Here is a 12,458-nt window from a genome sequence, read left to right as displayed (position 1 = left end):
CCACGCTGCAGATCGCCAAGGCCTGGGGTGCGAACAGCATCGCCGGCAACGTGGCGAGCATCGGCGCGAGCACGGGCGGATCGAGCAACACCTCGGCCTTCACCGCGACGGCGCCCACGGGCGCCAACAGCGGCACGGCCGTGACCGTGCAGGCCGGCAACACCATCACGCTGCCGGCCGAGACGATGGCGCCGGGCACGCTCGCCAACTACACCACGGTGCTGGCCTGTACGGCCGGCGGCGGCGCCACGGCCAACGCGCTCAGCGGTACCAACGGGCAGAACAGCAACACGTTGCTGGTCGGCGCGGGCGACGCCGGCAAGGCCATCGTCTGTACCTACACCAACACGCCCAAGACCGTCACCGTGCAGCTGCGCAAGGCCTGGAGCGCGGACAGCACGAGCGGCGACGTGGCCAGCATCGGCGCGACCACGGGTGGCAGCAGCAACACGTCGGCGTTCACCGCGACCGCACCCACCGCCGGCAACAGCGGCGCTGCGGTGTCGATGGTCGTCGGCGGCACGCTCACGCTGCCGGCCGAGACGATGACCACGGGCTCGCTCGCGAACTACAGCACCGTGCTCGCCTGTACCGCCGATGGCGGCGCCACCACCAACCCGCTGAGCGGCACCAACGGCCAGGCGAGCAACACGCTGGCGATTGCCGCGGCCGACGCCGGCAAGGCCATCGTCTGTACCTACACCAACGCGAAGAAGACGGTCACCCTGCAGGTGCGCAAGGCCTGGGGCGCGAACAGCGAAGCGGGCAACGTTGCCAGCATCGGCGCCACCTCGGGCAGCGCCAACAACACGGCCGCGTTCACCGCGACCGCACCCACGGCCGGCAACAGCGGCACGGCGGTGGTGGCCGCGGTCGGCAACACCATCACCTTCCCGGCGGAAACGATGCCCACCGGCACGCTGGCCAACTACACGACCGTGCTGTCATGTACCGCCGACGGCGGCGCCACGGCCAACGCCCTGAGCGGCACCAATGGCCAGGCCAGCAACACGCTGGCAATCGGCGCCGGCGACGCCGGCAAGGCCATCGTCTGCACCTACAGCAACAACCGCCTGCCGACGGTGCAGATCCGCAAGCAGGCGCTGGGCGGCACGGGCACCTTCGCGTTCAGCGGCACCAACGGCTTCGGCTCGGACAGCATCAACGTCTCGGTGTCGGGCTCGACGGTGGTGGGCACCATCAAGACGCTCACCACGGCCAACACGCAGACGGTGCTGACCGAAGTCGCGGCCTCGATGCCCGGCGGCTTCGCGTTCTCGGGCGCGACCTGCACGGGCCTGGCGGGCGGGGCGACGGCGGCCGTCGATCTGGTGGCGGGCACCGTCACGCTGCCCGCGGCCGGGCTGACGAACGGCACGGCGGTGGTCTGTACCTTCACCAACACGCTCGCGGCCATCGTGAGCGGCCGCGTGTTCCTGGACAACGGCGTGGGCAGCGGCACGGCCAACGACGGCATCGTCAACGGCGGCGAAGGCCCGCTGTCGGGCGCGACCGTGCGGCTGACCAACTGCGGCGCTGCCGTGTACGCGAGCGCGCTCACGGACGCGTCGGGTGCCTACAGCCTGAGCGTGCCGGCCGGCACGGCCACGGGCTCGGCGATGTGCGTGGAAGAAACCAACCCGGGCACGCGCGTGTCCACGGGTGCCTCGGTGGGCAATGTCGCGCTGCCTTCGGGCTCAGCGGTTGCTGCGGCCGGTGGCACCTACACCTACACGCGCACCGGCACGCCCGACCGCATCGCCTTCAGCTGGAACGGCACGGGCCATGCCAACCTGAACTTCGGCGACGTCGACAACAGCGCCTTCGCGACCGACGGCGCCAAGACTGGCCTGCCGGGCAGCACCGTGACCTACGCCCACACCTTCACGGCCGGCACGGCTGGGCAGGTGCGCTTCAGCGTGGCGAGCGAGACGGCCACGCCGGCCATCACCGGCTGGACGACGAAGGTCTTCGCGGACGTGGGGTGCACCGGCAGCCTGCAGGCCGGCGCGGCGCAGCTGTACCCGCCGAGCGCGGCGGCCACGCCCGTGGCCTTCGCGGGCAAGGTCTGCGTGATCGTGCAGGAATTCATTCCCGCCACGGCGCCGCTGGGCTCGAACAACAGGGCGACGATCCGCGCCGACTTCACCTACACCAACGCGAGCCCGTCGCTCAGCGGCAGCTTCACGCTGGACGACCTCACGACCGTGTCGGGCGTGGCGCTGGAGCTGAAGAAGGAAGTGCGCAACATCACGCAAAGCGGCACCTTCGGCGTGAACAACCAGGCCAAGTCGGGCGAGACGCTCGAGTACCGCATCACCTACACGAACAACGGCGACGCGCCGATCCGCAGCATGGTCGTGAACGACATGACGCCGGGCTACACCACCTTCGTGAGCGCGACCACCGGCACCACGCCGGCGTCGCTCACGGGCTGCGTCAAGACCACGCCGGCGAACGCGCCGCCCGCGGGCGCGGTGGCCTGCACCACCGTTCAACCCGCAGGGGGCACGGGCGCGATCGACTGGCGCTTCACCGGCACGGTCGAGCCGGGCGGCACGGGCTTCGTGCTGTTCCAGGTGAAGGTCGACTGACGACTGGCAGGGCCTTCAGGCCCGGCGCTTGAACAGGGCGGACGCGCCGCTGGCGCGCGCCACGTCGTCCGCCGCGGCCAGCAGCTGCGGGCCCAGCGCGAGCATGCGTTCTTCCGTGAGCCGCACCAGCGGCCCCGCGATGGTGATGACGCCGATCACGCCGCCATGCGCACCGCGCACCGGCGCGGCCATGGCGGTCATCGCGGGGGCGAACACCTCGTTGATCATCGAGAAGCCGCGCTTGCGCGTGGCGCGCAGGAACACGAGCAGTGCCTTCACGGTGGTCGGCGCCTTGGGGCCGAAGTCTTCCGGCTGGCCGAAGCCCTGCTTCGCGACGAGCTGCAGCGCCTGCTCGTCCGTCATGGTCGAGAGCCAGGCGTGGCCTGCGGAGCTGCACGAGAGGTTCACCGACAGGCCCATGTCCGGGTCGTAACGCAGCCCGCGCGTGGCGCCTTGCGCCTTCGCGACGAAGGTGAGCTCGTCGCCGTCGACCACCGCCAGCCGCACCAGCTCGCCCGACGCGACCGCGAGCCGGTCGAGCAGCGGCTGTGCCACGTCGACGATGCCGCTGTTGCTCAAGAAGCTCAGGCCCAGCGACACCAGCTTGATGGTCAGCATGTAGTCGCCATGGCTCTGGTCCTGCCGCACATAGCCGTAGCGCACCAGTTCGCTCAGCAGGCGGTGGGTGGCGCTCAACGGCATTTCCAGCTCGGCAGAAAGCGCGGAAAGCGCTCGGCCCTCGGGGTGGCCGGAGAGGTGTTCGAGCACCTTGAAGCTGCGTTCGAGTATGGCTGTCATGAGACGACTCTAGCATTTTGCCAAGTGTTTTCACTAGTAGAAAGATTTTCCACTAAATCGATAAGATCGCGCCGCCAGGAGTCGGGGCGCGTGTGAAGCGCCCCGGCATGGACCGCTCAATCGCACGCTGGAGAACAACTTTGAGAACGCTTTACCGCTCGCTGGCCACCGCCGGCCTTGCCCTCGCCCTGGTCGTTCCTGCTGTTGCGCAAGCGCAGCAGGAGCGCGTGATCCGCTTCGGCCACCTGAACAACGCCGACCACCCCGTGAGCTTCGGCGTCAAGCGCTTTGCCGAACTGCTCTCGGCCAAGAGCGGCGGCAAGATGAAGGTCCAGGAGTTCCCCGCCTCGCAGTTGGGCAACGAGATGCAGCAGCAGTCGGCCTTGCAGGGTGGTGTGCAACAGATGTCGGCGCCGGCCACCACGTCGCTCGCAGGCATCGTCAAGGAGTTCGGCCTCGTCGACTTCCCCTTCTCGGTGAACAACTTCGCGCAGGCCGATGCACTGCTCGACGGGCCTCTGGGCCAGGCCCTGATCGCCAAGCTCCCCGAGAAGGGCCTTGTCGCCCTGGGTTACTGGGACCTGGGCTTTCGCAACGTCACCAACAGCAAGCGTCCCATCGCCAAGCCTGAAGACCTCGAGGGCCTGAAGATCCGCGTGATCCCCAACCCCGTGTTCCTCGAAACCTTCAAGGCCTTCAAGGCCAACCCGGTACCGATGCCCTTTGCCGAGCTGTACGGCGCCCTCGAGGCCAAGGCCGTGGACGGCCAGGAGAACCCCTATGCGGTGATCCTGTCGAACAAGTTCTACGAAGTGCAGAAGTTCGTCAGCGCCACCAACCATGTGTACGCCGCCAACATCGTGCTGGTGAGCAAGAAGTTCTGGGACTCGCTCACGCCGGCCGAGCAGAAGATGATGAACGACGCGGCCAACGAGGCGCGCGGCTACCAGCGCCAGGTCAGCCGCGCCGCCGCGCAGAAGGCCGTGGGCGACCTGCAGGCCAAGGGCGCGCAGTTCAACGAACTCTCACCAGCTGAACAGAAGCGCATGCGCGACATCGCCAAGCCCGTCGTCGACAAGTTCGCCGCCCAGTACGACCCCGCCATCGTCAAGCTCTACAACGACGAACTCGTGCGCATCCGCAAGTAGCGCGCTCTCACGGCTGACGACGAACTCTTTCTTCGTTCCCGCCGGCAATTTCCGTCACTCCCACGTCTGCGCCTGCCGCCACCCGCGGCGCAGCGACACGTGCTGGGCGCGTGCGCCCGTCCGATTCCGCCATTGACCACCAAGAGGAGACTCCGTTGACACATCCCAGATCCATTCCCTTCGGACTTGCATCGGCCGCCGCGCTCGCGCTGGCATTGACTGCCTGCGGCGGAGGCGACGGCGGAGGTGGCACGGCCTTGCCGTTCCTGCCCGTGGCGCCTGCGCCTGCTGCATCGGCACCGCCGCCCGCGCCGACCGACGAAGTGCCGGCGCCCACCGAACCGGTGGCCGAGGTCGACGACAGCTTCGACGAGTACTACAACGTCTGCCGCGGCACCAACCCCAAGTGCTACAACGACTGGGGCGCGTTCGCCACCACGCCCGACCGCGTGCTGATCTACTCGCGCACCGCCGGCCCGCGCCATGCCGTGCTGGGCACGCCGATGGCGGCCGGCCTGAACCCGACGATGAACACCGACAACGTGATGCAGGCAGGCCTCGTGCGCATGCTGTCGGCCGAGGGCATCACGGTCGACTGGACCGAGGACGTGGCCGTGCTGGGCAGCCGCATCAACAACTACAAGGCGATCATCTTCGCGAGCTCGAACCGCGACACCTTGTGGAACGGCGCGGTGAGCACCAGCCAGGACGCCGCCCGCACCGCGCTGCGCAACTACATGCGCCGCGGTGGCGGCTTCGTCGGCCTGCACAACGCCTTCGGCGCGGAATACAACTGGCCCTACTACGAAGGCCTGCTGGGCAACGCGAACTTCTACAACCACGGACCGAACCGCGCGGGCGATGTAGAGATCGTCTCGGACGACCCTTCGACGAAGGACGTGCCCAAGCGCTTCTCCTTCCAGGACGAGTGGTACAACCTGATGCCCTTCCCGACGAAGGTGAAGTTCCTGGCCAAGGTCGACACCTCGACGCTGAAGCCGCTCACCTCCGCGCCGCATCCCGGCCACGCCGACTTCCATCCGGTCGCCTGGTGCCAGTACTACGACGGCGGCCGCGCATGGCTCACGACCCTCGGGCACAACGCGCACTCGTTCACCGCCGACCTGTCGGGCGTGGGCGCGATCGAGTTCCAGAAGCTCGTCGTGCAAGGCGTGAAGTCGGCGATGGGCCTGACGCCTTTCTGTACCACTGAATAACCACGACCTCCCGGGGCCGGTGCGGCGCCGTGCGCGCCACCGGTCGTTTCGAACATCCCTGTTCCAACGTTCACCGAGTAGAGACATCCATGAAGAAAAAATCATTGGTCACGCTGCTGATCTCGTGCGGCGTGCTTGCATCGCCGTTGCTGATCACCGCCTGCGGCGGCTCCAGCGGCGGTGGCGGCACGCCCGTGCTGCCCGTGGTGCCGGCCCCCGCGCCGCCGCCGTCTGCCGGCACACCGCCGCCTGCATCGCCACCGGCCGCCGCCGCACCCGCGGCCGACCTGTCGGACTGCTGCACCGCCGGCGACAAGGACTTTCCGAAGGTCGGCGGCAACCTGGGCAACCAGAACTATTCGAGCCTGCGCAAGATCAACAAGGGCCTGGTCACGCAGCTCGGTGGCGCCTGGGTCAACCAGATCGAAGGCGGCATGACCACCGGCAACAACCAGAGCACCACCGTCGTCGTCGACGGCGTGCTCTACATCGAGTCCGCAGTGGGCAACGTGGTCGCGGTGGACGGCAAGACCGGTGTGACGAAGTGGAAGTGGACCACGCCCTACGGCAGCATCACACGCCGCGGCGTGGCCGTCGCCAAGGACCTGGGCCTGGTGTTCACCGTGGCCACCGGCAACCGCCTCGTGGCACTGCGTACCGACACCGGCGCCGTCGAGTGGATCAAGCAGTACCCGACCAGCAGCACCGATCCCGACTACAAGGGCGCGCTGCAGAAGGTCGCGCTGGTCTACCACGACAAGCGCCTGTACCTGGGCACCAACGACGGCAACCGCGGCGCCGCATTCTCGGCCGACGCACTCACCGGCAAGGTACTGACCACCTTCTGGGGCGTGCCCCGCGCGGGCGAACTCGGCTACGACACCTGGGGCGGCGCACCCGACACGGCACGCACCGGCGCCACGCCGTGGATCCATCCCGCGGTCGATCCCGAGCTGGGCCTGGTGTACTGGACCTTCGGCAACGTGCGCGGCGGCTCGTCGCAGGACGGCTCCTCGCGCCCGGGGCAGAACCTGTTCGCCAACTCCATCGTCGCGCTCGACCTGAAGAGCGGCGAATACAAGTGGCACTTCCAGTCGGTGCACCACGACATCTGGGACATGGACAACGTGATGTCGCCCGTGCTCGCCGACGTGAAGATCGACGGCAAGGACCGCAAGGTCGTCATCTACGGCAGCAAGACGGGCATGTACTACATCCTCGATCGCAAGGACGGCAGCGCGCCGCTGGGCATCGACGAAGTGCCCGTGAAGCAGGACGCCCGCCAGGCCAGCTGGCCCACGCAGCCCCTGCCGCGCCAGGGCGCCTGGACCGAGACCTGCATCGTCGACCAGCCGCTGGGCACGGCCATTCCGGGCGACCCGAACCGCGCGGTGCCCAACTACACGAAGGGCTGCCTGTACGACGCGCACTGGGATGTGCCGATCCTCTCCATCCCGGGCCACGGCGGCGGTGCCAACTGGAACCACCAGTCCTTCAGCCAGCGCACGGGCCTGGTCTACACGGGCATGGGCTACGTGTCGGCAGCGCACTCGCTCAGCGAGTCGAGCAACGGCCTGCGCCCGCCGGGCACCTACATGACCGGGGCGGTCGTGGCGGTGGACCCGAGCACCAACCTCGTCAAGTGGAAGAAGCCGCTGCCGTACTCGGTGGCGCACGGCAACGGCATCCTGAGCACGGCCTCCGACCTGCTGTTCATCGGGCAGCCCGACGGCAACCTGCTGGCGCTCGATGCGCAGGACGGCACCGAGCTGTGGCGCTTCCAGACCGGCGCGGCGATCAGCGCGAGCCCGGTCTCCTACGAGATCGACGGCGAGCAGTACATCGCGGTGTTCTCGGGCGGCACCAGCATTCCGTACGGCGACTCGGCCCCGCGCGGCGACCGGCTGTGGGCCTTCAAGGTCGGCGGCGCGGTGACCGCGGCCGCCACGCCGACACCGCCCGTGGTGCGTCGGCCCGTGTCGGGCGCGGCGGTGGAGGGCGCGGCACTGCCGACGCCGAACACCGTGTTCCTGGCGCGCGTGCAGACGGCGGCGAACGAGCCGGGCGCGACCGAATCGACGGCCGTCAACGCCATGACGCCGACCTTCATGCGCGTGCCCGTCAACACCGCCGTGACCTTCACCAACCCCGCAGCCAACGCCAACACCCACTGCGCCACGCAGTTCTTCGAAGGGCGGTTCAATTTCAGGCTGAACCCGGGCCAGTCGCAGACCCACACCTTTGACACGCCGGGCGAATACTTTTACAACGACTGCCATAGCCCGCGCCCGACGGGAAAGATCGTCGTCTATTGATATGTCCTCAACCCCAACCACTGAAGGAGCAATGCGATGAAATGGTGCAAGCCTGAGTTCGAAGAAATGCGTTTCGGTTTCGAAATCACGATGTACATCTCCGCTCGCTGAGCGCGCAGACCCACGGCACCGGCCTTGCGCCGGTGCCGTGTTTTTTTGTTGGGCCCCCATGAAGATTCTGGTGCTGGGTTCGGGAGCGGGCGGTGGCTTCCCTCAATGGAATTGCAATTGCCGCCTGTGCGCCGGCCAGCGAAGCGGGCAGGTGCGGGCCACGCCCCGCACGCAGAGTTCGATCGCCGTGTCGGCCGATGGCGAACGCTGGATTCTGCTGAATGCCTCCCCCGACCTCGGCGCGCAACTGCGCGCCTCGCCGGCCCTGTGGCCGCGCCACGGACTGCGCCATTCGCCGATCGAGGCGGTGGTGCTGATGGACTCTCAGATCGACCACGTCGCAGGCCTGCTGAGCCTGCGCGAAGGGCAGCGGCTGCAGCTGTACTGCACGCCCGAGGCCCATGACGACCTCACCGGCAGCCTGCCGCTGCTGCGCACGCTCGACAGCTACTGCGGCGTGACCTGGCACCCGTTGTCGCTCGAGCCCGGCGGCGGCGCCTGGCACGACATCACCGGCCTGCGGCTGCAGGCACTGCCGGTGCCCGGCAAGGCGCCGCCGTATTCGCCGCGCCGCCAGACCGAGGCGCGCAGCGAGAACGCCGCGGTGCTCATCGAAGACCCCGCCACCGGCAAGCGCGTGCTCTACGCGCCGGGCCTGGCGCAGGTCGGCGAGGCCGAGCGCCGCAGCCTCGATGCCTGCGACTGCGTGCTCGTCGACGGCACCTTCTGGACCGAAGACGAGATGGTCGCGGCCGGGCTCGGCAAGAAGCACGCGGCCGACATGGGCCACCTGCCGCAATGCGACGGGCCGCACGGCCCCGGCATGCTGAAAGCACTCGACGCCTGCGCTGCAAAACGCAAGGTGCTCATCCACATCAACAACAGCAACCCCATCCTGGACGAAGACGGGCCACAGCGCGCACAGCTCGTGCGTCGCGGCATCGAGGTCGCGTTCGACGGCATGGCCCTGGAGATCTGAACACGTGACACAAGAGACACAAGGCTCATGGTCCCCGCAGGCGTTCGAAGCGAGGTTGCGCGCCATGGAGTCGCGCTACCACAGCCACCACCCGTTCAATCGCCGGCTCAACGCGGGCGAGCTGCAACCCTTCCAGGTGCGCGGCTGGGTGGCGAACCGTTTCTACTACCAGTGCCGCATCCCGGTGAAGGACGCCGCCGTTCTGTCCAACTGCGACGACCGCGCCACGCGCCGGCGCTGGGTGGTGCGCATGCTCGACCACGACGGGCACGGCGACCATGAAGGCGCCAACGCGGGCGGCATCGAGATCTGGACTCGCCTGGGCATCGCCACCGGCCTGGCGCGCGAGGTGCTGGAGTCGCACGCGCTCGTCGTGCCCGGCGTGCGCTTCGCGGTCGATGCCTACGTGAACTTCGCGCGCACGGCGCCGTGGCAGGAGGCGGTGATTTCGTCGCTCACCGAGATGTTCGCGCCGCGCATCCACAAGGACCGGCTCGCGGGATGGCCCACGCACTACCCGTGGATCGACACCTCGGGCCTGGACTACTTTCGCAGCCGTATTCCGTTGGCCGACCGCGACGTCGAGCACGGCCTCGAGGTGGCGATGCAGTGGTGCACCACGCGCGAGCGGCAGCAGCGCGCGCTGCACATCCTGGGCTTCAAGCTCGACATCCTCTGGGCCATGCTCGACGCGATCGAGAAGGCTTATCCCGACGACCTTCCGAAAGACCAGCAGCCATGACCGCATGGACCGACGATGCCCAGCCGGCGCTCACCTCGATCTACCGCATGCAGTGGGAAGAGGCGCAGCAGTGCCACGTGCTGCTGTTCCCCGAGGGCATGATCAAGCTGAACGGGCCGGCGGCCGAGATCCTCCAGCGCTGCGACGGCAAGACCTCGGTGGCCGCGCTCGTGGCCGACCTGGAGCGCACCTTCGGCGAGAGCGATCTGCATGCCGACGTGCTCGAATTTCTGGAGCAGGCCCGTGGACGCCACTGGATTCGCTGAGGTGCAACCCCGCGCCGTGGCCAAGCCGCCCCTGTGGCTGCTGGCCGAGCTGACCTACCGCTGTCCGCTGCACTGCGCCTTCTGCTCCAACCCGGTCGACTACACGCGCTACCGCGAGGAGCTGGACACGGCCGAATGGATTCGCGTGTTCCGCGAGGCACGCGCGATGGGGGCGGTGCAGCTGGGCTTCTCGGGCGGCGAGCCGCTGCTGCGCGACGACCTGCCCGAGCTGGTCGCGGCGGCGCACGAGCTCGGCTTCTATACCAACCTGATCACCTCGGGCGTGGGCCTCACGCCGCAGCGGGCCGAGACGTTGAAGCGCGCGGGGCTGGACCACATCCAGCTGTCGTTCCAGGATTCGAGCCGCGAGCTCAACGACTTCCTCAGCTCCACGAAGACCTTCGATCTCAAGCAGCGCGTGGCCCGCACCATCAAGGACCTCGGCTACCCGATGGTGCTGAACTGCGTGATGCACCGCTACAACCTGCCGCACGTGGGCCGGATCATCGAGATGGCCGAGGCGATGGAAGCCGACTTTCTCGAACTCGCCAACGTGCAGTACTACGGCTGGGCCTGGCGCAACCGCGAGATGCTGATGCCCTCGCGCGACATGCTGGCAACGGCCGAGGCGGTGGTGGAAACCCATCGCCCGCGCCTGGACGGCCGCATGAAGATCCTCTGGGTGGTGCCCGACTACGCCGAGGGCAAGCCCAAGCCGTGCATGGCGGGGTGGGGCAGCGTGTTCCTCGTGGTCGCGCCCGACGGCGTGGCGCTGCCGTGCCACAGCGCGCGCATGCTGCCCGGGCTCGACTTTCCCAATGTGCGCGAGCACAGCATCCGCAGCATCTGGCAGGAGAACCCGGCCTTCGGCGCGTACCGTGGCACGGGCTGGATGAGCAGCACCTGCCAGAGCTGCGACGAGAAGGAGAAGGATCATGGGGGCTGTCGCTGCCAGGCTTTTCTGCTGACCGGCGACGCGGCGGCCACGGACCCGGTGTGCCCGAAGAGTCCGCGGCATGAGGAGGTGGAGGCGATGGTCAAGGCGGCGGGTGATCCGCGCGACCATGGCACGCCGATCCGCTTCGTGCCGGGCGCGCGGCGTGCGGGCGACCTCGTCTTTCGCACCGACGCGAACGCGCTGAGCTGAGAACACGCGCCGATGACGATCACCCATCGCCTGCCGCTGGATGGCGGGCATGTGATGCACGTCGAGGAGCATGGCAACCCGGCGGGCCTGCCCGTGGTGGTGTTGCACGGCGGGCCGGGCTCGGGCTGCTCGCCGCTGTTGCGCCGGGACTTCGATCCGGCGCACTACCGCATCGTCTGCCCCGATCAGCGCGGTTCGGGCCTCAGCACACCTGCAGGATCGATCGAACACAACACGCTCGCCGATCTGCTGGCCGACCTGCGTCTGCTGCGCGCGCATCTGCGCATCGATCGATGGCTGGTGGTGGGCGGCTCGTGGGGCGCCACGCTGGCGCTGATGCATGCGCTCGACGCCCCGGAGGCCGTCGCGGGCCTGCTGCTGCGCAACGTGTTCCTCGCGCGCCCGAGCGACATCCACGCGCTCTTCGCCGGTGCCCTGCAGCACGACGGCCCCGCATGGCGCGCACTGTGGGACGAGGCCGGGCGCCGGCAATGCCCGGTGACGGTGCCGATCGCCGAGGTCTTCGCACACGGCACCTGGGCGCGGCAATGCGAGCTGACGCGCTGCTGGTTCGATTGGGAGCAGCGCCTCGCCACGGGAGGCACAGCGCCGCCGATCGACGAAGCGATGCTGCCGCGGCTCGTGGCGCGCTACCGCGTGCAGAGCCACTATCTGCGGCACAGCTGCTGGCTCGATGCGCCCTCGTTGTTGCAGCGCTGCGCCGCGTTGCCTGCCGTGCCCACGTTGATCGTGCACGGCACGCAGGACGCGCTGTGTCCGCCCGAGGGCGCGCAGGCACTGGCGCAGGTGTTGGGTGCGCCGCTGCAGTGGGCGCAGGGCGCAGGCCACGACCCGACGCACCCCGCCATTGCCGCGGCCATGCAGCAGGCCTTGCGCGACTACGCGGCCACGCAGGCCTTCGGTGTCAGCGCAGCCGCTCCTTGAGCGGATCGCCGATCAATGTCACCTTGCCGTCCCTGCGGTGCGACCACAGGCGGTCGTTGCCATGGCCGTCGTCGGCCACGAAGAGCACGGCGTCGCCCAGCGTGCGAAAGCCCAGCGGCATGGCGTGACGTTCGCCGGCGGCGAGGTCGGCCACGGCGCGCGTGCCGGCCGGCGTTCCGTCGCTGGTCCACGGCTC

At 68.7% G+C, this 12,458-nt stretch carries 11 protein-coding genes and 1 pseudogene; 10 read left to right on the top strand and 2 right to left on the bottom strand.

Annotation, left to right across the window (positions count from 1 at the left end):
* The coding region (locus tag VBO01S_RS28345; RefSeq protein ID WP_157627480.1) for a beta strand repeat-containing protein at positions 1-2,594 on the top strand (2,594 nt) is incomplete at its 5' end.
* Positions 2,595-2,609: 15 nt separating this feature from the next.
* On the opposite strand, the gene VBO01S_RS28340 is transcribed toward VBO01S_RS28345, so the two are convergent.
* A complete protein-coding gene (locus VBO01S_RS28340) occupies positions 2,610-3,392 on the bottom strand; it encodes an IclR family transcriptional regulator (RefSeq protein WP_062481672.1) in 783 nt (260 codons plus the stop codon).
* A 140-nt stretch (positions 3,393-3,532) separates the two neighbouring features.
* Between VBO01S_RS28340 and VBO01S_RS28335 the strand changes: the two genes are divergently transcribed.
* The 9 genes from VBO01S_RS28335 to VBO01S_RS28300 all read left to right on the top strand — a co-directional run bounded on the left by VBO01S_RS28335 (position 3,533) and on the right by VBO01S_RS28300 (position 12,262).
* A complete protein-coding gene (locus tag VBO01S_RS28335) occupies positions 3,533-4,540 on the top strand; it encodes a TRAP transporter substrate-binding protein (protein WP_082818330.1) in 1,008 nt (335 codons plus the stop codon).
* Positions 4,541-4,695: 155 nt separating this feature from the next.
* Complete coding sequence (locus VBO01S_RS28330) at positions 4,696-5,757, top strand: ThuA domain-containing protein (protein WP_062481666.1); 1,062 nt, start codon at positions 4,696-4,698, stop codon at positions 5,755-5,757.
* 89 nt (positions 5,758-5,846) lie between these two features.
* On the top strand, positions 5,847-8,072 hold the full coding sequence (locus VBO01S_RS28325) for an outer membrane protein assembly factor BamB family protein (protein ID WP_062481663.1): 2,226 nt from the start codon (positions 5,847-5,849) through the stop codon (positions 8,070-8,072).
* Positions 8,073-8,108: 36 nt separating this feature from the next.
* A complete protein-coding gene (gene pqqA, locus VBO01S_RS33515; protein ID WP_013539171.1) occupies positions 8,109-8,183 on the top strand; it encodes a pyrroloquinoline quinone precursor peptide PqqA in 75 nt (24 codons plus the stop codon).
* A 58-nt stretch (positions 8,184-8,241) separates the two neighbouring features.
* Positions 8,242-9,162 (top strand): pyrroloquinoline quinone biosynthesis protein PqqB, encoded by a 921-nt coding sequence (gene pqqB, locus VBO01S_RS28320; protein ID WP_062481660.1) that lies wholly within the window; start codon positions 8,242-8,244, stop codon positions 9,160-9,162.
* Positions 9,163-9,166: 4 nt separating this feature from the next.
* A complete protein-coding gene (gene pqqC / locus VBO01S_RS28315; RefSeq protein ID WP_062481657.1) occupies positions 9,167-9,904 on the top strand; it encodes a pyrroloquinoline-quinone synthase PqqC in 738 nt (245 codons plus the stop codon).
* On the top strand, positions 9,901-10,170 hold the full coding sequence (pqqD, locus tag VBO01S_RS28310; RefSeq protein ID WP_062481654.1) for a pyrroloquinoline quinone biosynthesis peptide chaperone PqqD: 270 nt from the start codon (positions 9,901-9,903) through the stop codon (positions 10,168-10,170). Before pqqC ends, pqqD begins: the two co-directional genes overlap by 4 nt.
* Entirely contained in the window at positions 10,115-11,317 is a 1,203-nt protein-coding gene (gene pqqE, locus VBO01S_RS28305; RefSeq protein ID WP_255221229.1) for a pyrroloquinoline quinone biosynthesis protein PqqE, read from the top strand. The genes pqqD and pqqE overlap by 56 nt, the downstream gene beginning before the upstream one ends.
* A 12-nt stretch (positions 11,318-11,329) precedes the next feature.
* Entirely contained in the window at positions 11,330-12,262 is a 933-nt protein-coding gene (locus VBO01S_RS28300; RefSeq protein WP_062481648.1) for an alpha/beta fold hydrolase, read from the top strand.
* On the opposite strand, the pseudogene VBO01S_RS28295 reads toward VBO01S_RS28300, so the two are convergent.
* Positions 12,243-12,458, bottom strand: a pseudogene (locus VBO01S_RS28295) (ELWxxDGT repeat protein); the annotation flags it as partial. The gene VBO01S_RS28300 and the pseudogene VBO01S_RS28295 sit on opposite strands and share 20 nt — an antisense overlap.

The organism is Variovorax boronicumulans NBRC 103145 (genome assembly GCF_001591345.1).
GTDB classification, from domain to species: Bacteria; Pseudomonadota; Gammaproteobacteria; order Burkholderiales; family Burkholderiaceae_C; genus Variovorax; species Variovorax boronicumulans.
Note: the sequence above shows the minus strand (reverse complement) of the source record. Positions and strands in the feature narration are given on the sequence as shown.